The sequence below is a fragment of the Ensifer sp. Root954 genome (genome assembly GCF_001429005.1).
GTDB classification, from domain to species: Bacteria; Pseudomonadota; Alphaproteobacteria; order Rhizobiales; family Rhizobiaceae; genus Ensifer; species Ensifer adhaerens.
Genome location: NZ_LMJM01000048.1, coordinates 42,127 through 64,713, shown reverse-complemented (window position 1 = coordinate 64,713; position 22,587 = coordinate 42,127). Strand labels below are relative to the sequence as shown.

Below are 22,587 nucleotides of genomic sequence, written 5' to 3'. Positions count from 1 at the left end.
GCCGTTTCTCGTCATCAGGTCCGTTTCGATCTCGGAATAAATCAGCCTCGTTTCGCGGACAGATTTCGATCTCACATCGAGACAGATGATAGCCCGGGGTTTATCCAACGCGCCGCTCCGAGCATCCATTCGCCCTCAACAAAGCCATCAGCATCGGCCCGAGGGAGAATTCGCCACGCCGTGCCTTTGTCGTCAGGTCGCGCAGGTAACCTCCGGCCGAATTGATGTGTCCTGCCCGCTCAAGGATGCAAGCAACCGCAACAGCTGCATTTTCAGGTCCCATCACATCGCAAGCGTCCTGGTAGGCGTTCGGGCTCACTCCCAACATCGAACGCACCACAATGGCAGCGGACATCAGGTCACGCCAGTTCGATATGGCTCCATCCTGGCCATACAGTGCGATCTCGGGGCAGGCTCGCATTACCATGCTGAGCGGAAAAGCCTTGATCGGCTCGTTCACCACCCGCTTTGCTGGTTCGGATTTTGCCTCCAGCTCCTCTCCAGAGCTAGGTTCAAGTTCATATAAGGATTCGGTATGTGAATTCTGTATGTGGCGCTCATTTTGAGCATCATTGCTGCTCAAACTTCCGGAATTATCCAAAATATCCAATTGATTGACGATCTCCGAGCAAAGCAGTTCCATCTCGTCGAGGATCGGTGTCAGGTCATGGATGGTTGGGGATCGCGGTATCCGGGCAACGAGAGCCTGATAAATACCTTCGATCTTTCTCCAATCGCCGCTCGCCCCTTCTTCAATTGCTGCTGAGATGAGCTTGCGGGCGTCGCGTCTACGGATCGTGAGCGCTTCTTTGGTTTTCCGAAGCAAGGCGTGCTCGGCGGCCACCTGCTGCGCCAACTGCGCAAGTTCCTCCGATCGGGCGAGAAGTGGGGAAAGATCGAAACCGAAAGCATCCTGAACATCGCCAGCCCTGTCCTTGCGGGCGTAGCGCTTCCCGTTCGCACTGTCTTTGCGATTGATCAGTCCGGCATCAACAAGCGCTGCCAGGTGCCGCCGCAGCGTCGCGCCGGCAATACCGTGCGCACGCACCGACAGTTGGGCATTCGACGGAAAAACGATGAGAGACTCTCCCTGTCGGAGATAAGTCTCAGGATAGAAGCTCAAAAGCGCGTCAAGGACGGCAAGAGCACGATCCTGTAGCCCAAGATGCGCCCTGGCTTCACAGGCATCCCGGAACACTTTCCATTTGTCGGCCGATTTGTTCGGCCGGATCTCGATGGACGCTTTTTGTCGCTTTAACAGCGCAAGCGTCATCGGCCGCCGCCCAAAAGGCGTCGTTACACTTCCACTTTGCATCTTCCTTCACCCTTCAGAAGGCAAAAGATGTCCGCTCACCCAATTCGGTGCCAAAAACTCTTGACTGGGATTCGTGGAAATGCGATTCTCAGATTGTCCAGATATGAGAGAGGCTTCCACGACGGCAACGTTAAGGGGGCCTTTTTCTTTTGCGGTATTCCTTTCCGTATTTTCCTTGTCGAATAGACCAGCTGACAGCTTGTCTATAACGTCTAGCTTTGACGCTCACGCGAGAAGCGTTCGATGAGAGCCGGCAATTCGTCGCCGACGAACTTCACGAAGTCCTGACCGAGCGGGCCATCTGCAGAAATCCGAAGCTCCTTGGTCGAAATCTTCCAAGAGCCGAGCTTCGATCCTGCATGGTCCAGAAGGTCACGGCTGTCCTCCCGCGCAGGGCTCGAGGGCTTTATTGCCTCGAAAGCACGCTGGAAGCGTTGATCCGATAGGGAGCCGCGTTCACGTGCATGCGAGAGCACCTTCCGCACCACCTCAAGCGATCCAGGATCGCTTGCGATCGTTCTTGCAAACTCTATCCAGCGCGGCCGACCCACTTTGGGGGCACGCCCAATCGCTTCGATCACGTCTGCCGGGATCGTTCGATAAACGCCGCGCATTCGAGCAAGTTCTGCATCCGCAATCGACAGTGCCGCATAGATGTTGCGGGCCTTGATGCCGGCGTCATCCATCCGCGATGCAAACAATGTGCGCTCAATCCAGGTCAGATCTTGCCGGCTCGCGTTCTCGATGCCTTGTGCGACGACGAGATCGAGATCGGAGATGTCGACCTCGAGCGCGCGAACGTTCCGCAGAAGTTCCTTGGCAGCACGCCAACGCCGGTGACCGTAGACAATCTGGTAGCGCCCTGCAGACGAGGGATGCTGCCGAACCTGGATGGGGACCTTTTGGCCCTCGGCCTCGATCGAGCGTTTGAACGTCTCGAAATCGCTGCCGTCATCATCCGACAATCGGTCCGGGTAGGGGGAAGGATCGATCAGCGCGGGATCGAGCTCAAGGACCGTTCCGCCGCCGGCTTCGACGATTGCCTTCAAACGGTCCCGCTCTGCCCTGATGTCATCGATCGCGCGGTGCGCCGCGCCGACAACGCCAGCCCCGACGCGCGGCGACGGGGCTGGTGGCGCAGGTTGCGGATCGTCCGCGAGCTTGTTCTCCAGTTCTTGCGACAGCAGACCGAAGCTCGCGACAATTGATTTGCGAGATGACTTGCTCATGTCCGCCCCCAGCTATCGTTGATAAGGCGGATAATGGCCTCGTTGACCGAATCGACGGCTTCACGGGCGCGCTTATGGGTGTCACGACCAATCTGGCCCATTTCGAGCTCGTAAATCGAGCGCTTGGCGAGGCCCGCTGCTTCGACGGCCGTGCTTTCGATGGCGGTCGGCAAGAGGACGTCTGTCCCGAACATATGTCGCAACATCGCAACGACCTGCGATTGCGGCGCATCGTTCGGGTCATGCCTCGTCACGAGATATCGGATGAAATCCTGGTCGAGCTGGGCACCGCTTTCATTCAAGACGCTGATCAGATCGCCCATCATCAGCAAGAACTGGCTCATGGATGCCACGTCCAGCATCGCAGGATGGACGGTGATGACCATACTGGTTGCCGCATAGATCGCGCTTAAGGTCAGGAAGCCAAGGGAGGGCGGGGTGTCCAGGATGACGACGTCGTAGTCCTGTTCGACGTCTGCCAAGGCAAGCTTCAGGCGTTCGAAAAAGATCGCGCCAGAGCTCGACTTGTTTGCCAGAACACGAGGCGTTTCGTGCTCGTATTCCATGACTTCAAGGTTGCCCGGAACGAGATCGACGCCATCGAAATAGGTTTTGCGAATGATGTCCTTGATCGGTCGCCGCTCGGCGTCATCGTAGCGAAGCGCTGCGTAGATCGTTTCGTTCGCACCGACATCGATTTCCGGCTGCGCACCGAACATTGCAGACAGCGATGCCTGGGGGTCAAGATCGAGTGTGAGGACGCGATAACCATGGAGGGCAAGGTAATGCGCCAGATGAACACACGTGGTGGTCTTGGCACTGCCGCCCTTGAAGTTCGCGATCGCCAGCACCTGGAGGTGCTCACCCGGTCGGCGGCGCGGCAGGAAGCGGAGTGCTTCGGCAGGCTTCTGCTTGGCAAACAGCTCTCGCAGTTCGTTGATTTGTGCGAGCGTGTAGACGCGATGGTTGTTCTCAAGGCGGCCCGGCGTCGGCCCGCGCCCTTCCGATGACATCAGCTTCAGCGTCGAATCCGGTATGGACGTCAGCTTCGAGACTTCGTTCGTGAGAAACGACCTCAAGGCCTTTTCCGACCTCGGCGGGTACATCCGTGTCCGCAGTTGCTGCAGCTGGTTCGACAAAAGACCGGCGTGCCGCAAGATCTTTGCGGCTGCGTCTTCCTTGAGTTGAACGTCATTTTCTGCGCGTTGAGCTATCGCCATTTTTCCCTCTTGGCGGTCAAAGACCGGTTTGACGGCCATTATCCGCCAAGAGATAGAACACGATTCTCCTGAACCGTCCAGAATTATAGGGTTAACAAAGCTTTAACGTCGATTGTGACGACTCGGTGACCAAACCCGCGCTAGTCGTTGGAATCGCGTGTGTTTTTCCCAAACGCAACGCTCCCGGCGGCTGAAATTGCGCACACATTTGTTAAGCTCGACGCCGTCAGTTGCAGGACAATCACCGTTGCGTTGTCCTCCTGTCACCCGAATCAGTGTCGGCAATGCGACAGGAATTATCAACGCCCGCTGCCTACAGCCTGTGCCTGTGTCTGTGCCTGTGCATGTGCATGTGATTGCCGGATCGGGAGAGACGATCTTCCCCGCCGAACCTCACCCCCTGGACTAAATGCAACGAAATCTCGGGAGCGTTTTCACGCTCGAACGGTTTCCAGTCCTAGCCTTCTCCGACGTTCGTCCGTGCTTGGTCGGACGCAGCTATTGTCCCCGAGTTTCAGCAACGCGCGTCAAAGGAAGCATTTTGCCCGCACGCGTGAATGCTCGAGAGTGCGCTGCCAACGCGAGGGCTTCACGTGCCTGATTGGTGGAACGCTACGGTCGGGGGCAGTCGGTCCCGCTTTCCCTTCGGGCCACTATGTTAAAGCTCCTGCGGCGGCCTTTTCCCGCCCTTCGCGTGACGCGAATTCCCGCTTTCCCGCTGAAGCGGCGCTATGCTGAAAGCTCCGATACGCTTCATTGTTGGTTGACCGATCGACTCCGATCGGTCGAGGGGGCCGAGGGTCTTTGTCCCTTCTCTCCCCTAAACAGTCTTTCGCCCACCTTCCTTCGCTTCCGCTTTCGTGCAGGCGGTTCCCCGCAAAGACTGTTTTCCCCTCCGTCCCCACCGCTCGCGCGGCCCCGGGAAGCAGGACGCGGCCCTGCTTCGCGGTCTAAGGGAAAAGGAGAAATGACAGTGAGCATCTACGCCAAAACTGCCCGATTTGACACCGGTCGAGCTCTCACCGAGGACGAGATGCGTGGCTTTGCACCTTCGATATTTGCCACCTCAGCGCACGAGAGCCGCTCCGAGCGCTTCAAGCCGATCCCGACAATCGAGATTTTGCGCGCTCTTGCAAAGGAGGGGTTCATGCCGGTCGGAGCGCGCCAATCGGTTAGCCGCACCGAAGGAAAGGCGAATTTTACAAAGCACCTCATCCGGCTTCGCCGTCTCGATGATGGCAATATCTATCACGTCGGCGATACCGTCTGCGAAATCCTGCTCAAGAATGCAAATGACGGAACGAGTGCATACGAATTGCTCGCAGGGCTTTTCCGGGTGTGCTGCCTCAACTCGCTCGTTGCGCAAACGGGAACGATCGACGCGATCAAAGTCCGACACTGCGGCGATGTTCAAGGCAAGGTGATCGAGGGCACCTATCGCGTCCTTGGGGAGGCGGAGCGCACTCTGGCGGCGCCGCAGGACTGGTCAGGCTTAAGAGTGGGGCGTGAGGCAAGGGAAGTCCTGGCCGAGGCTGCACATCTCGTTCGTTTTGGCGACACCGAAGGGTCGGTGACAAACCCGATCAAACCGGAGCAATTGCTGGTGCCACGCCGCATCGAGGACCGGGCAGAAGACCTTTGGACCGTGTGGAATGTCGTTCAGGAGAACAGCGTTAAAGGTGGATTGCGTGGTGTAAGGCGTGATGAATTCGGCAGAGCGCGCCGATCGACGTCTCGACCGATTAACGGCATCGATCAGGACATCAAGCTCAACAAGGCTCTTTGGCTCATTGGTGAGAGAATGGCCGCATTGCTCCGCCGCTGACCTTCTCGGCCGATCGATCTCCTCGCGTCCGGTATCCATCTGGACGCGAGACGATCGCGTGCCTTGAGGGGCGCCCCAAAGCCCCGCCCCTCAAACTCCCCTGCCCACCCGGAAGACGCCAGCGCGAAGGACGCTCGCGTCGACCTGGACAGTTTGCCTGGTCGGTCTGGCACTGGATGTGCAGCAACGCTGGATTGGGACAAGCGCCCATGGGCATCCATCAGGCAACTGAAGGACGCTCGCTCTGACGGTGAGCGACGACATCGGTGGCCGCGGACGGGCCCTGTTCTGCCGGAATGGCTGCAATGGGTTCGTCGGTCACGCGCAGGTCCATTTTTCCCCAGATCGAAGCCTTTTGCGCCTTGTTCTGCGGCTTTCTGGACTGCTTGATTTCAACGATGAACGGTCTTGTCTGCTGGCGCATGTCTCCACCATTGGACGGGTCGCGATCAAACGAATTCGCGCGACGGGATTGGCAGCTGGGCCTTGATCGAGGATGGAGACAGTAACGGCGAAAGTCGGTTCCGGCGGCATTCGCAGGTTGTGGACGACCGCCGAACGTTTTGATCAGTGTTGGCCTGCTTCGTTGCCATGGAGATGTTTCTTCCGTGCCTCGGGCCGCTCCCTGCGCGGGCTCGATGGGGCGTGTCTGACCGGAAAACGGCTGACGCCTCGATCGTCCGCCCGCAACGGCAAGCGCACTTTTCTTGCCCCTGGCGGCCCAGGCCGCCATTCCCCGCCAACCAACAAAAGTGTCCCTTGCCGTCCTCCATTTCATTGCGGCCCAATGGGTGCGGTCCGATCGTCCCCGGTCCTTTCGACAGCCATCGAGGCCGCGAAGGGCGCGGCCCGAAAAAACAGAAAGGAACTTCGACATGGCTACCATCGGCACTTTCACCTCCACTGAAAATGGCTTCAACGGCTCGATCCGCACCCTGGCCCTCAACGTCAAGGCTCGCATCGCCCGGATCGAATCTCCCTCCGACAAGGGCCCCCACTTCCGCATCTATGCCGGCAACGTCGAGTTCGGCGCGGCCTGGCAGAAGAGCTCCGAGCAGACCGGTAAAGACTACCTCTCGGTGAAACTCGATGATCCAAGCTTTCCTGCTCCGATCTACGCGACACTTGCGGGGGGTGAAGGTGAAGATGGCTACCAGCTGATCTGGTCGCGCCCGAACTGGGACTAACAAGCAGCAGGCCCCGCCGCCAGGCGGGGCCCCTCTTCCAACGCCGGGAGCCGACAATGACCATTGAACAGTACATTGGGCAACGCGGGCCGAAATCAGGAATGCGCGCTGCTTCCTGGCGTCGTTGGTCCATTGATGAATCCTGCAATTTCGCGGTCGAAATTCGACCGCTATGATCCAGATTTTCGATCTGAAGCGCAGCATGAAATGACCGGCATTCGAAGAGATCCGGCCCTGAGCCAGGACGCCGTCGATCGGGAATTGGCCCGCTCCTGAGATGGAGCCTTCCATATGTCGCACGACCTTTCTCTTGCACAGGCCCACGCGTTCCAGCTTTCCCGCGACCTGATGGTCCCGGTCACCGTCTTCGAAGTCGACGGCGAATACGGCGTCCTTCCCTCTGACGAGATCGACGCTGGCGATGACCTTGAGGTCATCCACGAGCTCTATCCCTTTGCGGCTCATTGAGCCTCCCGACGAATTTCTGCCGAACATGGGTTCGGAGGAGTTCTTGTTATGCCTGTCGCGCCAGGCGCTGGAAGGCTCTTGCGCGGAGGCGTCCGTCCAGCCCCGGCCGAAGGTACGTGAAACCCGTGCGGCGCTCGTCGAGCATTTCGCAAACGAGCACTTCGTCCATGCGTTGGGCCGCTTCGCGCCGCCAGCCGACGAGCTGGGTCCGCGCCGGCGCTGCGACCGATATCATTGGCGCGGGACCTCAGAATGTGGCGTCGGCGATGGGCACGATCCCGCCGAAGAGGATCACGACGACGCGGTCGATGGCGATCCACTGGATGCAGTTCTACCAGCCGACGAGAAGAATGATCATGACATCGATAAGAGGGCTGCAGCATGACCCTCCGCCATTCAATCGAACATCGCATCACCCACGGGGGTGGAGTTTTCCAGCAGCGCGGATGTTTTGGCCGTTGCCCGCATTGGTGATCTGGTGCTGGATATATAGTCACGGCATCCAGCGCCTTTACCTGTCTCGTGAGTGCTGTCGCTGTCCGTCGGCCGCTTGCGACGATGACGCGCAGCGGCATCTCGATTGCCCTGACCCGGCAGATTGCGGAGCCTGCCGAAAGACAGGCGACGACGGTGAAGGTCCGGAGCCGGAAAGGCGCCGATCCAATCTCCGTCTCTCGCATCTGCTGACCTTCGAATGATGGCGGGAACTCGACGCCGTTGCAAACAGGCAAGCAGGTTATCGGCGAGCTTGAGTATCGCGATCATGCGGCTGTGAGGTACAGGCGGGAATAGGCGGACCTGAGACGACGGCGCCAGTGCTACACTTGCCCGGTTTCGGTCGGCATGCCGCGCTTGGCCATGTCGCCTTCTCTCGGTCTGGAACTGATATCGGGCCCGAACCGGATTGCCAACACCAGGTCATCGCAACCTCGCCGCGGCACCACCCTCGCAATGGTCCGCCTTTCCTGCCCCCACGCCACCCAGGCATTGAAGATCGCCGAAAGCTTCGGACAGCAGTCGTCGACAGCGATGGCATCCGCAGCCTTCATGAACGGTTGATCATCCACACTTCCAAGTGCCTCTCCGAAGGCCTGGGCTAAAAGGCCATGCAGATCCATCTGCAGCGCATCGTCGGGACCTTTGTCGGATCGGCGCACGGCGCTGGACAGTTTTACTCCCGCGCCGTGACCGAGCCGCGCGACGCCACCGCCAAGGCGTCCAACGATGCCCGCGACGAGGACCTCGATGGCCCGGTTGGCTATGACAGCGCCGCCCAACGCAAGCGGGAGTTCGCGGCCGACATGGAGGTCCAGTCCCACGCGCTCAGAATGGCAGCGGAGGGCGCAGTGCCAACGACAAACAGGCGATTTTCCAGGCGGCGGCTCACGCGCAGCGGGCCGTCAGCTTCATGCATTCGTTGCAGCCAGAGGCGGAAGTGAAGGCAGCGGCATGATGTTCATGCTTGAGCGCGGCCGTCACCACCGGTGGCGGCCGCCTGATCCGTATCCAACGGCTCCTTGAGACCTTGTGCGATGATGTCAGCGTCCAGCCTTCCCCAGATCGATTGGTCTCTCGGCATCGGGTTTGGGTTCGCGGGACGGTTTGCGTTCGACATGAACGGCTTGATCTGCTGACGCATTGATCCTCCAGGCTGCGACAAGCGAGAGCAACGATATCCCACCGGGTATGTCGGGCAAACGGGCACATTGAGGCGGAAGCGGATGCCCCGATTGATGCGGGTTGACAAAGGCCATGGTGGGTCAAGGCGACGGGTGCCGTTTGTGCACCGGCGAGCGCTGCGACACGCCTTTGCCATATCCCTTCACGTCAGAGTTTCCGGCAACCCATCTGCGGGCTCGATGAGGCATGTCTGACCGGAGACCGGCTTCGCCTCGATCGTCTTGCCGCAACGGCAGCCTCAGATTTCTTACCCCCGAGCCAACCTACCCCACTCGACAAGTCGAGCGAGGACCCCAGCTCGGTCTCCTCCTCTCCCACTAACAAATCTGCGACTTGCCGCCCTCCATTTTATTGCGGCCTAATCGCCACCCCAACGCGCGGGCGCGATGGGGACCCCGGCTGGGTGCGGTCCGATCGTCACCGGTCTTTGCGACAGCCATCGAGGCCGCGATGGGCGCGGCCCGATACACAAGAAAAGGAATACGACAATGGCAACCATCGGCACCTTCACCTCCACCGAAAACGGCTTCACCGGCTCCATTCGCACCCTCGCGCTCAACGTCAAGGCGCGCATCGCCCGGGTCGAGAACCCTTCCGACAAGGGCCCGCAGTTCCGCGTCTACGCCCACAGCGTTGAACTCGGCGCCGCCTGGCAGAAGACCTCCGAGCAGGGCCGCGACTACCTGTCGGTCAAGCTTGACGATCCGAGCTTCCCTGCCCCGATCTACGCAACGCTCGCTGAAGTGGAAGGCGAAGACGGACTCCAGCTCATCTGGTCCCGCCCGAGCAGGGACTGAGGTTTCCAGGGGCCCCGCCGCCGGCGGGGCCCCCAGCAATGCAGGAAAACATGGCTCCGTCTTGGCGGTCTTGGTACGGGAAGCGGGATTTCATCAGTTGCAAATTTCTCGGGCCGGTTTTGTGCAGTCCGAATATCTGCAAAGGCGCGCCAACCGCCGTACCTACCCGATGTTGGGATTTGCTCTTGCGCAGTTTGTCAGATGTCTCAAACACGTCTTAATGCGTCTCGATGACCTACAATCGACATCGATTTGTTGTATCCCGGATCGAACGAATAGCCATCGCCACCCAGCTATCTCTTCCACGCAACCGAATTTCCGTGCTTCCAGGAATTTGGCGAAGCGCGTGAAGGATGTCGTCCGCGTATCAGGAAAAATCCCCTCAGCTTCAATGACGACATAGCCCGTATCGCCATGAATTTGAAGGAATTCGCCGACGATGTTCACTCCGCGCGACATCAATTTGGCGAACCTGGCCGGAACTTTGGCTCGAGCTCAGTTTGCCGCGGTCGGTGTAGGAGCAACAGGCGCGGGTGGCTTCGCGCGCCGGTGAGGCCTCTTCTTGTGTCGAGAAGACGAAGCCGGACCCGGCATCGAGCCCGGTCCGGCTTTCCTGGTGCCATACGGCTTGCGGAAAAGCTGCTCAGAATATCCGATTGTACCAAGCGGGCATGCAGGCCTCAAGGACGAGCGGTGCCCCCAATTTCCTCCCGCAGCCTGATTGCTGCCCCGGAAATCGGCTCCCCCACTCGCCGGCTCTGCCGGTCGCTGCGATCCCTGACTTCGCCATCCCCTTCTCGGAACTGTCGGTCATCTTTCACAAACGTCAGGGAAACGAAGATGACCCATTCTCTCGAAATCCAGATCGAAGAACTGCGGGCTGAACTGACCGGGACCATCAGCGACAGGGAACGGCGCTTAGATCAAAATTGAGCTGGAACTGGCGCAAGCCGAATTGGCAATCATCACGGCGCAGCAGGAAGACAGAGCTGTACCTGAGCCGCCCTTCTAAGCCGGCATTTCCCATTCAGTGTCTTGCCAGCGGCTATGGATCGAAGATGGAATCGAGTCCGCCGGACTCGGTCTCTTTGCATGCGAAGGCCGCCATGGCGGCCTGCGCATGCAAAGAGAGTTTTCGCGACGCGCCCGATCGCGCACGCGAACAAAGCTCATTGGTTCAAGGCATCTTTCAACGCCTTGGCGGGCGCGAAAGTGAGCTTTTTGGCTGCCGCGACCTTGATCGTCGCTCCCGTGGCCGGATTGCGTGCCTCGCGTTCAGGCGTATCCTTCACCTTGAACTTGCCGAAGCCCGGAATGGAAGTCTCGGCGATTCCGCGGCAGTCGTGATCGCAGAGAAAACTGCTTCGACGATCGCCTTGCTTTGCACTTTGGTGAGGCCATGGTTGGTTGCGATCTTGTCGGCGATTTCATTCGTTGTCGTCACCCGCTCTTGACCGCGCGGGCCTATACGCCCCATGGCTCGAGCATCGCCGATCGGGCAGTTGCACCTCCAACGACTTATATGAATCGATCGCAGCCAATCGATTCACGAGGGTGATGTTTCGTAAAGGTGGCTTCAAATGGAGCCGCTTGCCGGGGATAGTCGGTCCCGGGTTCCGCCTGGCGGCGGCGCTTCTCTAATCGGCGGGGTAACGTCAAGCACATTCCCGCCGATCCCAAGCCGACGGGACGCATCGTCCGCAGTCGGCCCTAAGCGGTCGTGACACGCCTGAAATGATTGCAAGACTGCTGGGACCGAGTTCGGCGGACGGAGTGGAGATGCCCCGCCCGCCTTGGTTGGCTCAGGCCGCCTTGGCCGACACCGGGAGACGGAAAGGGGCACCCAGACGATTGAAAGCGTTCATCGCTGCGATTGTGATCGTCAGATCGACCAGGTCCTTCGGCTCGAAGGCCGAGGCTGCTGCGGCATACGCTTCATCGGATGCGTGCGTTTCGCTGACCCGGGTCACTTCTTCGGCCCAAGCCAAGGCTGCGCGTTGCTGGTCGGTAAACAGATGGGGCACTTCGTCCCAGACCGACACCAGAGCGACCTTGTCGACCGACATGGTCTTGCGAAGATCGCGACCATGCATGTCGATGCAGTGGGCGCAGCCATTGATCTGGGAGACCCGGAGGAAGACGAGGTGGATTAGCTCCTCGGGCAGATTAGTGTTCTTCGTGACGTAGTGGTGGACACCGAACAGCGCCTTTGCGCCCTCGGGAGCTACTTCGTACCAGTTCAGACGGGCCATGGATGGTTCCTTTCCTGTTTCTCATGGTTGCAGTTCTCCCGTCGCCGGCACAGCGCGCCGTCGGCAGGAATTTCCGAATTCTCCGTGGTGTCGTCAGCGTGGAGAGCGGCGTCCTTCTCTCAGCGCCGTGACGCGCGCCGTCTCCCGTGCCGATGTCCGGTCGCGGAACCAGTCCGCGACAAGGTTTTCGAATTCTTCCGGTCTTCCGCCCTGCGCAAGATCGGCAAGGCTCGTCTTGTCGAGTTCAGAACGCATGCGCCGTTCAGCGCGCAGCATGACCGCATGAATGCGACAGACACCATCCACCGACCATGGTGGCGGCGTTCCGCCAAACAGAACACAGCCTCGACGGACCTCCTTGCAATCAAACAGTTTTCGATCGCCCTCGATGGCGTCCACGACCTCAAGCACAGAGATATTCGCTGGCGGCTTGGCCAGTTCGTAGCCGCCGCTGATCCCATCGCTCGATGAGACGATCCCGGCCTTTTCCAGCTTCGGCATGATCTTCGCCAGCATGGCGGTGGGAACGCCCTGCATCTCTGCGAGGTCTCGGCTGCTCGCGCGCTTCGGATGCTCGGAGATGAGCCACAGCAGGGTGTGAAGCCCGTATTCGACCGAGACCCCGAACAGACTCACGCCTTTGCGTCGATCAGGCATCCCGCTATTGGCCGGGTGTTGATCGCCTTCGGCGTCAACTTGCCCCTCATCATTCGACATAACGCCACCTCATCAAGTCCGCATTAGACTTAACGCAACCTAACTCTATCCGCGTTAAAGAGTCAACGGCGAAATTGTCAAACGGTCCCAAGCAGAGTTCGACTGATGAGCCGAATGCAATCGAGAGAAACTCCGGTTTCTGATCTCAGATTCGCGTTGCCCGAAGTCTGCTGTTGGCGCAGAGCAGCCGAAATCGCTGCTCGGCAAACGCCGGCCGGTCATACCTGTACACCACATAGCGTTTGACGTTCGCGGCCCGCGCTTCTCTCCGGGATCGGCACAAAGTCCTCCCATGATGGGGTTCCGTAGATAATGCGGTCCAATCTATGCTGCATCCTGATGAAAATTCATCGGAATAAACGCCGCCACGAACTCGCATCACCGTCGTCCGCGAAGGACGCCTTCCGCTGCTACGCGGAACTCTGAATTGGCTTCAAGATATTTTCTCGGTCCCTCAGCTAGGCTGCCACCGACGTAGGGGGCTCTATTTTCGTCCAGCGAAACTCTGAACCATCCACCCACATTCGATGCATGACGACCGCGAGACGACGAGCCAATGCCACCTTCGCTTTCTTGCTGCCATGTCGCTTCGCGACATTCATGGCCCAAGCCTTCAGCCAGCACCATTTCACTACGCGGGTCATCATTGATTGGGCGGCTTCATAAAGAAGCCGTCGCATCATGGCATCGCCGCGAAGTGAGACATGCCCAACCCGGCTCACCTCGCCCGATTGGTTGAGTACAGGCGTCAAGCCAAGTACCGCTCCCACCGAACGTGAATGCCGGAAGCGCGTCGGGATGTCGACAGTCGCGACGTAGGCGAGCGAGACGACAGCGCCGACCCCAGGCACAGTCATCAAGCGCCTGCAAACGTCGTCATTTTTTGCCTCGCTGCGAACCCGCTTCTCGAGTTTGGCAAGACCCTCTCGCAATTTGCGCCGGCCGTCGAGCAGAGGCTGCATGATCTCTACCAGTTCAGCATCATTTTCTACGAGTTCCAGAATCCTCCGCTCGAAGGTGCCGCCAGAGGTCTGGCCGACCTTCAGTCCAAAATTGCGCAGAAGGCCGCGCATCTCGTTCTCAAGATCGATCGCCTTTTCCTGCAGCAAAGAGCGTGCTGTCAGCAACGCGCGGCGCTTTTGACTCCCAAGCGTCTTCACATGCACATCCTTGAACAAGCCGACGCGCATCATATTGGCGATGCCCCTCGCGTCGTTCCGGTCACTTTTGTTTTGCTGGAGTGCTTCAAGAAAGGCTTTGGTATGGCGAGTCTCGATGCAGACGACCGGGAAGCCTGCTTTAGCCAATCCGTCGAATAACCATTGCGATAATGGACCGGCCTCCAAACCGATCCTGTCCAGGTTTAGCGCCGGATCGTTCAAAATAGCGACGAGGTCATCCGGGTGTGACGCGACCTTTCGTTCTCGGCAGAGTTTCCCGTTCTCATCGACAATGCAAACACTCGTCTCCTTGATGGAGACATCGAGACCGACATAATGTTTCATGGATGCGCTCCTCTCTCTGATGATAAAATGTGGCTGCGTCATACTGACCGCGTTTTATCATCAGCCACCGTCCGATACTTTTGCTAACCCTCCTGCGGCGACCCTTTTAACCGGTCAAGCGGCGCGCGAATTGGCGCCGGACGCAGGATGCGTCCTCTGCCTGATACGCTCATTGCCTCAAGAGTGGCGGGGCGAAAGCCGCGACAGGTCTCATCGCCTTCGGCTGCGTCAGTTGCACCAGCTCCGACGCTGTCCCTCCCAGCTGCGCGCCAGGCCCTCGGATATCATGATTTCGCCGAGCGATGATCCGTTGCGCAGCACTGTCCGCAGCTTCCGGCCGTTGCGATCTGCATCGCGCAAGCCGCTGGTGAGCGAAAATTCCCCGGCATTTAGGAGCACGAGCAGACGGTACTTTGCGGCTTCACCGAGCTCTGCTTCGCGCACGCAACGCGGCGGACTGAGCTCCGGTGTGTCGATGTCGGCGATGCGGATTTTTTGACCGCGAAACCAGAAGGTGTCCCCATCTACGACGCAATTGACGCGCGGGGCGCTGGAGCAGATCGAAAACTGTGCCGAAAGGCTGTCACGCGCCGCGGCATGCGAGACTGCCGGCCCAGCCATACAGAGCAGCGTGCCCGCGATGGCCAACGAGCCTTTGAGAAAATTCATGCTTGCTTCCTATTTCATTTTTTCGAATCTGTTTTCCGCTACGCAACTTTTCATGTCTGCACGGCGAAACCAAATCGCTCGGCCGCAGCGAAGCGGCGGATTGCCAGCAGTAAATACGATCTGCTCGTCGGCTCGCATTTGCAGCACTTCGTGCGGCTGGATCAATGGTCTTGCCGCGAGTTGCTTCGAACGTGTCCGCGAGGATCCCCGTGACTGGAAACTGCGGCTCACCTGATCGATCTCGACAGTCGTCATTCCGCATCGCCGGGAAATGTAGTCGGCGGTTTCAGGATCGTTGATGGCAGCGAAACTGATCCAGCTTACACTTTCGAACCACTTACTTGCCGCGTCGCGCCCGCCATAAGCTTCTCGCATCTGACCAATCGACTGATAGATCATCGTGAGCGTGATACCGTACTTGCGACCGGCGTCCCTTGCCGTTTCAAGAACGCGCATGTAACCGAGCCGGGACACCTCGTCGAGAAGGAACAAGGTGCGACCGTTCATCTCCCCATTGCGATTGTAGATCGCGTTGAGCAACGCGCCGATGATGACACGGGCAAGACCGGAGTGGCCTTCCAATGTTTTCAGATCCACGTTGATGAAAACGTCCGCGTGTCCGGTGGCAATCTCTCCGGTTGAGAACGTCGAGCCGGATACAAGTGCGGCGTAGTTTGAGTAGGACAGCCAATGCGTTTCCCTAACCGCGTTTGCATAGACGCCCGAAAAAGTCTCCGGCGTCATGTTCACGAAGGCCGCAACGTTCTCCTTCACGAAGTCGGAATCCGAATTGTCATAGATTGTTTGCAACCGCTCGCGAAGCTTCGGCTCCGGTTCGGAGAGGTTCTTGCGTACCTGACGCAAAGTTTGGTCCGCTTTGTCAGTGCGTCCCGACAGGCACACATCGGCGATCAGAGCCGTCAACAACTGTAGCGCTGACGCGCGAAAGAAGTCATCGCGCACGCCACGTACACCACCGCTTTCGCTCATGATCCACGAAGCGACCGACGCAATATCCTCTTCCTTCGTTCCACCAAACCGACCGACCCAATCCAACGCGTTGAATCCTGTCTCCGGGGCCATTGGATCGAGGACGAAGACGTCCCGGTCGGCGTCTCGCCTATGCTTCGAGACCATTGGCGCTACTTCTTTCGACGGATCAAGGATGACTACCGAGCCACCCCATTTGAGTGCCGTCGGGATCGTCACTGACGTCGTCTTGAAGCCGCCGGATCCGGCGAATACGATCCCGTGTGAGGAGCCGAATGACCCGTCGAAGCAAAGGAGCGGCGATTTGCCACCGGCACCCCAGGTGTCGGGACTATCCGCGCGAAACGACTGTGCTGCAGTGCTATCCTTATCGACCCGGTAAAGCTCTCCGACAACGATTCCTCCGGATTCGGGAAAAAGCCTTGCGGCCGATGCGAGCTTCATCCAGTCCGCTTCTCCATGAAGTGCCCGTCTTCCGTTGACACGCTTCGGTTCTGGACGCGCAAAAGCGGCGTTGCCGATCAACACGACCCTCAAAGCGAAAGACGCCGCCATCAGCGCGATCGCAGCGCCGAGCACTGTTGCGGGGTCAAGAGAGGCCGCCAGGTTCTTGCCTGCCGGCATCTTCCCCGCAAACGCGGCAAGACGTACCGCTTCACGCAACGCAGCGATCAGGATTGTTGCACCGCTCCCGGCAACGACACCCCAGCCGGAAAAGCGGACACTTGCCGAACCAGCAGACGCGAATAGGAAGACGACACCCACCGCCGACGCTGCAATATACGGCGCAGAAATTCCAACGCGACCAAGAGCGACCTTTGCCGCTTCCGTGTTTCCGAAGCCTTGAAGCCAAGTCTCCATTCCGGTCGTGACAAAGATGGCGGTCACCATGAGTGCGACCGGTGCGACGACCAACAGGGTCCTAGTCGCCGTCATTGCTGAAGGCCTCCGCACCGATAGCGATCAGCCTGGTTCGCTCGCCTTCATCGTATTTGAGGCGGCGAGCGAGTTCGATGAGCGCGCCCAGGATAAGCGCGCGCTTCTCGTATCGCAGACCTGCTTTGACGATCAGGTCGCCAAGTTCGATCTTGTCGCGCGTGTCCTTTTTGCGCGCCTTTGAAGTCGTAGTGCGGCGCATGCGCTCAAGCCTCGTGACCGCTCCCCGAAGTCGCGCCAGCCGAGACCGTCGCACTTTCCGTCGTGGCCGCGACGCCAACCCCTGCCCGCCCCTTTCCGTTCGATCCGACTTTGCCTCCGCGAAAGTGTTTGGCCATATCCTCGAAGGCCTTCTGAAGATCCGCCTCCTCGATCTCGATTTCACCGAGTCCGGCCTTGAGTGCGATGCGACCGATCCGTTCGGCTTCACGCGTCTCGGCGTGCTTCAGCTGCTCCTGAAGCTTGGCGATTTCTTCGCGGATCCTGGAGGAGGGCTTCTTCATTTACGGTTGTCCCTTTCTGATGTTGTTTGGATTGAACAGCATCAGGTTCCTTCAGATCGGCGTGCCGATCCACTAACAGAAGTGCGAGTTGGCGCAGCCAACGCCTTTGATCATGATCCCGGCCGTTCCGAAGGAGCGGATCCGAAGGGCGCAATTATACGTCGCTGACGCGACGCTTTGCTTTTTGGCCCAGCGGGGCCGCCGCTCACGACGAATGTATTGAATTCGCTCGATCACAGGAACTTTCGTAGCGATGGCCGCTCCGCATTTTTCCGTCAGTATCGTCGCACGCGGCTCCGGCCGAAGTGCGGTGCTGTCGGCGGCCTACCGGCACTGCGCGAAGATGGACTACAAGCGTGAGGCCCGTACGATCGACTACACCCGCAAGCAGGGACTTCTGCATGAGGAGTTCGTCATCCCCGCTGATGCGCCGGAATGGCTGCAATCGATGATTGCCTATCATTCGGTGTCCGGCACCTCGGAAGCCTTCTGGAACAAGGTCGAGGATTTCGAGAAACGCTCGGACGCCCAGCTTGCCAAGGACGTGACCATCGCCCTGCCGATCGAACTTTCGGCCGCGCAGAACATCGAGCTCGTGCGGGATTTTGTTGCAAGACATATTACGGGTCAGGGCATGGTGGCGGACTGGGTCTTCCACGACGCGCCCGGCAATCCGCATATCCATCTTATGACGACATTGCGGCCCCTGACCGAAGATGGGTTCGGTTCGAAGAAGGTTGCTGTCACAGGTCCGGACGGCAAACCGCTTCGTAATGATGCTGGCAAGATCGTCTACCAGCTTTGGGCAGGAAGCCTCAACGACTTCATTGTGTTTCGAGATGGCTGGTTCGCCTGCCAGAACAGGCATCTTGCGCTCGCCGGCCTCGACTTGCGCGTCGATGGCCGCTCCTTCGAGAAGCAGGGTATTGCGCTCATGCCCGCAATCCATCTCGGCGTCGGCGCCAAGGCCATGGAGCGGAAAGCGACTGGTTGCGGAGAGGTGGCAGCGCTCGAACGGTTGGAGCTCCAGGCGGAACGTCGCGCCGAGAATGCGCGTCGGATCCAGAGAAATCCTGGTATCGTGCTCGACCTGCTCACCCGTGAGAAGAGCGTTTTCGACAGCCAAGACATCGCGAAGATCTTGCATCGCTATATCGACGACGCCGGCCACTTCCAGAACCTGATGGCGCGCATTCTGGAGAGCCCGGAGACGCTGCGGCTGAATCTCGAGAGGATCGACTTTGCGACGGGTTTGCGCGCCCCGGCGAAATACACCACCCGCGAGCTGATCCGGCTGGAAGCCGGGATGGCCAATCGCGCGATCTGGCTGTCGCAGCGGTCCTCGCATGAAGTTCGCCGGCCAGTGCTCGACGCGACATTTGCACGTCATGACCGGTTATCAGACGAACAGAAAACGGCGATCGAGCATGTCGTGGGTAAGGCACGCATCGCTCTTGTCATCGGCCGCGCCGGTGCGGGCAAGACGACTATGATGAAGGCGGCGCGGGAGGCGTGGGAAGCCGCCGGTTATCGTGTCGTCGGCGGCGCACTTGCCGGTAAGGCGACCGAAGGTCTGGAGAAGGAAGCGGGCATTGCCTCGCGCACGCTTGCGTCCTGGGAAATGTGCTGGGGCAAGGGTCGCGAGCAACTCGACGACCGTTGCGTTTTCGTTCTCGACGAGGCGGGCATGGTCTCATCGCGGCAGATGGCGCTGTTTGTCGAAGCCGTCACCAGTTGCGGTGCCAAGCTCGTTCTTGTCGGCGATCCGGAGCAATTGCAGCCGATCGAAGCGGGCGCCGCCTTCCGGGCCATCGCGGATCGGATCGGTTATGCCGAGCTCGAAATCGTCTACCGCCAGCGCGAGCAGTGGATGCGCGATGCATCGCTCGATCTGGCGCGTAGCAATGTCGGCAAGGCGGTCGAAGCCTATCGCGCCAACGGCAGGATGATCGGCGCAGAACTGAAGTCGGAGGCAGTCGCAGCTCTCATTGCCGACTGGAACCGCGACTTCGATCCTGCGAAGTCTTCCCTGATCCTCGCTCATCTACGGCGCGACGTCCGGATGTTGAACGAATTGGCGCGGGCCAAGCTCATACAGCGCGGCATCATTGGGTCGGGTGCGACATTCAAGACAGCAGACGGCGATCGCAGTTTCGCAGCGGGCGACCAGATCGTCTTCCTGAAGAACGAGGGATCGCTGGGCGTCAAGAATGGCATGCTGGCCAAAGTCGCCGATGCGGCTCCCGGTCGCATCGTTGCGGAGATTGGCGACGGCAAGCATCGCCGCCAGATCTCGGTGGATCAGCGCTTCTACAGCAATGTCGATCACGGCTACGCGACCACCATTCACAAGAGCCAGGGTGCCACGGTCGACCGGGTGAAAGTACTCGCTTCCCTCTCGCTGGATCGTCATCTGACCTATGTGGCGATGACGCGCCATCGCGAGGATCTCGGCGTCTATTACGGCCGTCGTTCTTTTGCGAAGGCCGGCGGCCTGATCGCGATCCTGTCTCGCAAGAATTCGAAGGAAACCACGCTCGACTATGTGAACGGCAGCTTCTACCGCCAGGCCCTCCTTTTTGCCGAAGCTCGGGGATTCCATCTCGTCAAAGTCGCGCGCACTTTAGCGCGAGACCGGCTCGTTTGGGTTGTCCGGCAGAAGCAGCGGCTCGTTGAGCTCGGCGCTCAACTGTCTGCCCTCGGCAAAGCTTTGGGCCTGTCCCCAATCAAGAAATCATCCGAAACAGCGAGCGCCATCAACGAGGCAAAGCCCATGGTGTCAGGAATTAAGGTATTTCCAAAATCGCTTGAGCAGACGGTAGAGGATAGGCTTGCAGCCGATCCCGGTCTGAAGAAGCAGTGGGAGGAAGTCTCATCTCGCTTCCACGTTGTCTACGCGGAGCCGGAAGCCGCATTCAAAGCGATCAATGTCGACGCCATCCTTTCGGACGAAGCTGCCGCGAAGTCCGCGATCGCGAAGATCAACACGGAACCGGAAAGTTTTGGTGCGCTCAAGGGCAAGACAGGCATGTTCGTGAGCAGCGCCCACAAGCAAGATCGAGAAAAGGCGACTCTGAATGCCCCCGCTCTCGCGCGCAATCTGGAACGCTACCTGCGCCACCGCGCGGTGGCCGAGCGCAAGCACGAGACGGAGGAACGGTCGATCCGCGCAAAGTTCTCGATCGACATTCCCGCCCTCTCGCCGTCCGCCAAGCAGACACTCGAACGGGTTCGAGATGCGATCGATCGAAATGATCTTCCGGCGGGTCTGGAGTTTGCGCTTGCCGAGGGACAAGTGAAGGCGGAACTCGATGGTTTTACCAGGGCGGTGTCCGAGCGGTTTGGCGAACGGACCTTCCTCACACTGGCTGCGAAAGAGCCGAACGGCGAGACGTTCCAGAGGCTGACGTCGGATATGAACCCATCGCAGAAGGGCGAGGTCCAATCTGCTTGGAACGCCATGCGGACCGCTCAGCAGCTCGCCGCGCATGAGCACACCATGACTGCCTTGAAACAGTCAGAGACATCTCGTCAAACGAAGAGCCAGGGGCTCTCACTGAAATGATCCTTGCTCTATTTGGACATTCGGGTCGGCCATCACGCGCAAGCGTCCGGTCGAGGAGTTTTCTGGTCGTCACCCTGGCAATTCCGATCATTGTCGGCTTGGGCGGGCTCCTCGGTTATCGTGTGAACCTGACACCAAGCGAGCCCTTGGGCGTCTGGCGTATCAGGCCGCTCGAGCGGCCGGCAGCCCGCGGCGATCTCGTCTTCATCTGCCCTCCGCAGGCGAGGTCTATGGAGATCGCGCGCCAGCGTGGTTATCTGAGGGCGGGACTTTGCCCAGGCGGTTACGCTCCGCTTATCAAGACGATCGTGGCCTTGCCAGGCCAATACGTTCAGATCGGTCACAACGTCACCATCGACGGTATTCCCGTGTTGAGCTCCACGCTTTCATCGAAGGACGGGGGAGGCCGACGATTGACAGCTTTCAGTGGCGGCAGCGTGCCGTCGGGCACCGTGTTCCTGCACTCTGGTTTCCGGGGCTCCTTCGATTCTCGCTACTTCGGCCCGGTGCCGGCGTCGGGCATCCTCGGTTTGGCAGAGGAGGTTATCACTTATGCCCCATAATTGGTTCCGACCTCTCCTGCAGGTCATCAGTGCTGCGGCCGTCGGATGGGTTGGCTGGAGCGGTGAAGTGCTGCTGCTGCCGGTCTCGGCATTATTTCCCGCACTCTGGTCCACGGCGGAAAACAGAGCGCAGGCCGCGCTGGTTTCCACCGCTTACTTTCTGTCGGCGTCGCGTGGCTTGCCGCAAGGCGTCGCAACGTTTTACGCGTCCGACCTCTGGCCCGGATTGATACTGTGGTTGATCGCCTCGAGCGCCTTCGTCGTCGTCCATACGTCCTGTTGGACCGGAAGAAGTGGTTGGCGGCGCGGGATTTTCTATCTCGGCGCATCCGTCCTCATGGCGGTCCCACCATTTGGAATTCTTGGCTGGGCGCACCCGATCACCGCCGCAGGCGTCGTGTTCCCGGGATGGGGTTGGTCGGGACTGGCGCTGATGGCAGCCGGCCTCGCCGTCATGACGACTTGGCTTCGGCCGGCTGCAGCCATAGCCTTGATGAGCTTCTGGCTCTGGTCCGCCGCTGAGTGGACGACGCAGAGTTTACTTTCGGGTTGGCATGGTGTCGATCTTGATTTCGGCGCCTCCCTCGGTCGCGTGAGCAATCTTGAGCGCCACCGTGCTCTTGCAGCAACGGTCCGGGCAGCAAACCAAGGCCAAGGTTCGGTTGTCGTTCTTCCCGAGAGCGCGCTCGGTTTCTGGACGCCGACGGTCGAACGCCTCTGGAACCATGAGCTGAATGGAACCGGTCTCATCGTGCTCGCTGGCGCAGCGGTCTTGAATGACGATGGATACGACAACGTCTTGGTGTCGATTTCCGAAAAGGGTGGTGAAGTCGCTTATCGTGAGCGAATGCCGGTTCCCGGTTCCATGTGGCAGCCGTGGCGGGCCTGGACAGGGGGAGACGGTGGCGCCAAAGCACATTTCTTTGGCGATTCCGCCGCCTTCGTTGGCAATACCCGCATCGCTCCCCTGATTTGCTACGAATTGCTTGTCGCCTGGCCGGTCCTGCAATCGATGCTCCGTGATCCCGACGCCATCGTCGCCGTCGGCAATGGGTGGTGGACGGCTGGAACCTCAATCGTCGACATTCAACGCGCCAGCGCTCAGGCCTGGGCACGGCTCTTCGACAAACCTCTCGTCATTTCCTTCAATACCTGAACCGGGAGAT

At 59.4% G+C, this 22,587-nt stretch carries 21 protein-coding genes and 4 pseudogenes; 11 read left to right on the top strand and 14 right to left on the bottom strand.

Annotated elements, in window-relative coordinates:
- Nucleotides 1-100: 100 nt before the first annotated feature.
- From repC to repA, 3 genes are all read right to left on the bottom strand, one after another.
- Nucleotides 101-1,315, bottom strand: a complete 1,215-nt coding sequence (repC, locus tag ASE71_RS27680; protein ID WP_060520069.1) for a plasmid replication protein RepC — start codon at nt 1,313-1,315, stop codon at nt 101-103.
- A 212-nt stretch (nt 1,316-1,527) separates the two neighbouring features.
- On the bottom strand, nt 1,528-2,544 hold the full coding sequence (gene repB, locus ASE71_RS27675; protein ID WP_060520071.1) for a plasmid partitioning protein RepB: 1,017 nt from the start codon (nt 2,542-2,544) through the stop codon (nt 1,528-1,530).
- Nucleotides 2,541-3,803 (bottom strand): plasmid partitioning protein RepA, encoded by a 1,263-nt coding sequence (repA, locus tag ASE71_RS27670; protein ID WP_089045425.1) that lies wholly within the window; start codon nt 3,801-3,803, stop codon nt 2,541-2,543. The genes repB and repA overlap by 4 nt, the downstream gene beginning before the upstream one ends.
- A gap of 934 nt (nt 3,804-4,737) precedes the next feature.
- Here repA and ASE71_RS27665 point away from each other — a divergent pair.
- On the top strand, nt 4,738-5,589 hold the full coding sequence (locus ASE71_RS27665; RefSeq protein ID WP_060520160.1) for a DUF932 domain-containing protein: 852 nt from the start codon (nt 4,738-4,740) through the stop codon (nt 5,587-5,589).
- Between the two features lie 220 nt (nt 5,590-5,809).
- Here ASE71_RS27665 and ASE71_RS27660 read toward each other — a convergent pair whose 3' ends face one another.
- Nucleotides 5,810-6,013 carry a hypothetical protein gene (locus tag ASE71_RS27660; RefSeq protein ID WP_060520073.1) on the bottom strand — a complete coding sequence of 68 codons (204 nt, stop codon included), beginning with the start codon at nt 6,011-6,013 and terminating at the stop codon, nt 5,810-5,812.
- Nucleotides 6,014-6,464: 451 nt separating this feature from the next.
- On the opposite strand from ASE71_RS27660, the gene ASE71_RS27655 reads away from it, so the two are divergent.
- The 6 genes and pseudogenes from ASE71_RS27655 to ASE71_RS37165 form a co-directional block, all read left to right on the top strand.
- Complete coding sequence (locus ASE71_RS27655) at nt 6,465-6,776, top strand: DUF736 domain-containing protein (protein WP_060520075.1); 312 nt, start codon at nt 6,465-6,467, stop codon at nt 6,774-6,776.
- Between the two features lie 63 nt (nt 6,777-6,839).
- Nucleotides 6,840-7,052: a hypothetical protein gene (locus ASE71_RS36645; RefSeq protein ID WP_156400721.1), complete on the top strand. Its 213-nt coding sequence runs from the start codon at nt 6,840-6,842 to the stop codon at nt 7,050-7,052.
- A 15-nt stretch (nt 7,053-7,067) separates the two neighbouring features.
- Nucleotides 7,068-7,244, top strand: a complete 177-nt coding sequence (locus tag ASE71_RS36570) for a hypothetical protein (protein ID WP_029742947.1) — start codon at nt 7,068-7,070, stop codon at nt 7,242-7,244.
- Nucleotides 7,231-7,629: a hypothetical protein gene (locus tag ASE71_RS37675; RefSeq protein WP_060634988.1), complete on the top strand. Its 399-nt coding sequence runs from the start codon at nt 7,231-7,233 to the stop codon at nt 7,627-7,629. Before ASE71_RS36570 ends, ASE71_RS37675 begins: the two co-directional genes overlap by 14 nt.
- A gap of 566 nt (nt 7,630-8,195) precedes the next feature.
- Nucleotides 8,196-8,593, top strand: a pseudogene (locus ASE71_RS35305) (hypothetical protein); the annotation flags it as partial.
- Nucleotides 8,593-8,697 (top strand): annotated as a pseudogene (locus ASE71_RS37165) (antirestriction protein ArdC); the annotation flags it as partial. The pseudogenes ASE71_RS35305 and ASE71_RS37165, both read left to right, overlap by 1 nt.
- A 3-nt stretch (nt 8,698-8,700) precedes the next feature.
- On the opposite strand, the gene ASE71_RS27630 reads toward ASE71_RS37165, so the two are convergent.
- On the bottom strand, nt 8,701-8,883 hold the full coding sequence (locus tag ASE71_RS27630) for a hypothetical protein (protein ID WP_244496880.1): 183 nt from the start codon (nt 8,881-8,883) through the stop codon (nt 8,701-8,703).
- Between the two features lie 529 nt (nt 8,884-9,412).
- On the opposite strand from ASE71_RS27630, the gene ASE71_RS27625 reads away from it, so the two are divergent.
- Nucleotides 9,413-9,721, top strand: a complete 309-nt coding sequence (locus tag ASE71_RS27625) for a DUF736 domain-containing protein (protein WP_060520077.1) — start codon at nt 9,413-9,415, stop codon at nt 9,719-9,721.
- A gap of 307 nt (nt 9,722-10,028) precedes the next feature.
- Here ASE71_RS27625 and ASE71_RS37670 read toward each other — a convergent pair.
- The 9 genes and pseudogenes from ASE71_RS37670 to traC all read right to left on the bottom strand — a co-directional run.
- A pseudogene (locus tag ASE71_RS37670) lies at nt 10,029-10,177 on the bottom strand (phosphoglycerate dehydrogenase); the annotation flags it as partial.
- A 713-nt stretch (nt 10,178-10,890) separates the two neighbouring features.
- Nucleotides 10,891-11,165: pseudogene (locus ASE71_RS27620) on the bottom strand (HU family DNA-binding protein).
- A 358-nt stretch (nt 11,166-11,523) separates the two neighbouring features.
- Nucleotides 11,524-11,973, bottom strand: a complete 450-nt coding sequence (locus ASE71_RS27615; protein WP_018858524.1) for a carboxymuconolactone decarboxylase family protein — start codon at nt 11,971-11,973, stop codon at nt 11,524-11,526.
- 93 nt (nt 11,974-12,066) lie between these two features.
- Nucleotides 12,067-12,690 (bottom strand): RrF2 family transcriptional regulator, encoded by a 624-nt coding sequence (locus tag ASE71_RS27610; RefSeq protein ID WP_018858523.1) that lies wholly within the window; start codon nt 12,688-12,690, stop codon nt 12,067-12,069.
- A gap of 458 nt (nt 12,691-13,148) precedes the next feature.
- Nucleotides 13,149-14,195: an IS110 family transposase gene (locus ASE71_RS27605; RefSeq protein WP_018858522.1), complete on the bottom strand. Its 1,047-nt coding sequence runs from the start codon at nt 14,193-14,195 to the stop codon at nt 13,149-13,151.
- A gap of 228 nt (nt 14,196-14,423) precedes the next feature.
- Entirely contained in the window at nt 14,424-14,864 is a 441-nt protein-coding gene (locus tag ASE71_RS27600; protein WP_049810932.1) for a thermonuclease family protein, read from the bottom strand.
- Nucleotides 14,865-14,873: 9 nt separating this feature from the next.
- Nucleotides 14,874-16,790 (bottom strand): Ti-type conjugative transfer system protein TraG, encoded by a 1,917-nt coding sequence (gene traG / locus ASE71_RS27595; protein ID WP_029742455.1) that lies wholly within the window; start codon nt 16,788-16,790, stop codon nt 14,874-14,876.
- Nucleotides 16,777-16,992 carry a type IV conjugative transfer system coupling protein TraD gene (traD, locus tag ASE71_RS27590; protein WP_058328780.1) on the bottom strand — a complete coding sequence of 72 codons (216 nt, stop codon included), beginning with the start codon at nt 16,990-16,992 and terminating at the stop codon, nt 16,777-16,779. The genes traG and traD overlap by 14 nt, the downstream gene beginning before the upstream one ends.
- A gap of 4 nt (nt 16,993-16,996) precedes the next feature.
- Nucleotides 16,997-17,293, bottom strand: coding sequence for a conjugal transfer protein TraC (traC, locus tag ASE71_RS27585; protein ID WP_060520078.1), 297 nt, complete (start codon nt 17,291-17,293; stop codon nt 16,997-16,999).
- A gap of 253 nt (nt 17,294-17,546) precedes the next feature.
- On the opposite strand from traC, the gene traA reads away from it, so the two are divergent.
- From traA to ASE71_RS27570, 3 genes are read left to right on the top strand one after another with little or no spacing between them, the layout of a single operon-like run.
- On the top strand, nt 17,547-20,858 hold the full coding sequence (gene traA, locus ASE71_RS27580; protein ID WP_060520079.1) for a Ti-type conjugative transfer relaxase TraA: 3,312 nt from the start codon (nt 17,547-17,549) through the stop codon (nt 20,856-20,858).
- Nucleotides 20,855-21,421 (top strand): conjugative transfer signal peptidase TraF, encoded by a 567-nt coding sequence (gene traF, locus ASE71_RS27575; RefSeq protein WP_082566384.1) that lies wholly within the window; start codon nt 20,855-20,857, stop codon nt 21,419-21,421. Before traA ends, traF begins: the two co-directional genes overlap by 4 nt.
- Entirely contained in the window at nt 21,411-22,577 is a 1,167-nt protein-coding gene (locus ASE71_RS27570; RefSeq protein WP_060520080.1) for a conjugal transfer protein TraB, read from the top strand. Before traF ends, ASE71_RS27570 begins: the two co-directional genes overlap by 11 nt.
- Nucleotides 22,578-22,587 lie beyond the last annotated feature (10 nt).

Coding starts and splice junctions, on each gene's coding strand:
- repC (WP_060520069.1), bottom strand. CDS start 1,315: ATGCAAAGTGGAAGTGTAACGACGCCTTTTGGGCGGCGGCCGATGACG.
- repB (WP_060520071.1), bottom strand. CDS start 2,544: ATGAGCAAGTCATCTCGCAAATCAATTGTCGCGAGCTTCGGTCTGCTG.
- repA (WP_089045425.1), bottom strand. CDS start 3,803: ATGGCCGTCAAACCGGTCTTTGACCGCCAAGAGGGAAAAATGGCGATA.
- ASE71_RS27660 (WP_060520073.1), bottom strand. CDS start 6,013: ATGCGCCAGCAGACAAGACCGTTCATCGTTGAAATCAAGCAGTCCAGA.
- ASE71_RS27655 (WP_060520075.1), top strand. CDS start 6,465: ATGGCTACCATCGGCACTTTCACCTCCACTGAAAATGGCTTCAACGGC.
- ASE71_RS36570 (WP_029742947.1), top strand. CDS start 7,068: ATGTCGCACGACCTTTCTCTTGCACAGGCCCACGCGTTCCAGCTTTCC.
- ASE71_RS27630 (WP_244496880.1), bottom strand. CDS start 8,883: ATGCGTCAGCAGATCAAGCCGTTCATGTCGAACGCAAACCGTCCCGCG.
- ASE71_RS27625 (WP_060520077.1), top strand. CDS start 9,413: ATGGCAACCATCGGCACCTTCACCTCCACCGAAAACGGCTTCACCGGC.
- ASE71_RS27615 (WP_018858524.1), bottom strand. CDS start 11,973: ATGGCCCGTCTGAACTGGTACGAAGTAGCTCCCGAGGGCGCAAAGGCG.
- ASE71_RS27610 (WP_018858523.1), bottom strand. CDS start 12,690: ATGTCGAATGATGAGGGGCAAGTTGACGCCGAAGGCGATCAACACCCG.
- ASE71_RS27605 (WP_018858522.1), bottom strand. CDS start 14,195: ATGAAACATTATGTCGGTCTCGATGTCTCCATCAAGGAGACGAGTGTT.
- ASE71_RS27600 (WP_049810932.1), bottom strand. CDS start 14,864: ATGAATTTTCTCAAAGGCTCGTTGGCCATCGCGGGCACGCTGCTCTGT.
- traG (WP_029742455.1), bottom strand. CDS start 16,790: ATGACGGCGACTAGGACCCTGTTGGTCGTCGCACCGGTCGCACTCATG.
- traD (WP_058328780.1), bottom strand. CDS start 16,992: ATGCGCCGCACTACGACTTCAAAGGCGCGCAAAAAGGACACGCGCGAC.
- traC (WP_060520078.1), bottom strand. CDS start 17,293: ATGAAGAAGCCCTCCTCCAGGATCCGCGAAGAAATCGCCAAGCTTCAG.
- traA (WP_060520079.1), top strand. CDS start 17,547: ATGGCCGCTCCGCATTTTTCCGTCAGTATCGTCGCACGCGGCTCCGGC.
- traF (WP_082566384.1), top strand. CDS start 20,855: ATGATCCTTGCTCTATTTGGACATTCGGGTCGGCCATCACGCGCAAGC.
- ASE71_RS27570 (WP_060520080.1), top strand. CDS start 21,411: ATGCCCCATAATTGGTTCCGACCTCTCCTGCAGGTCATCAGTGCTGCG.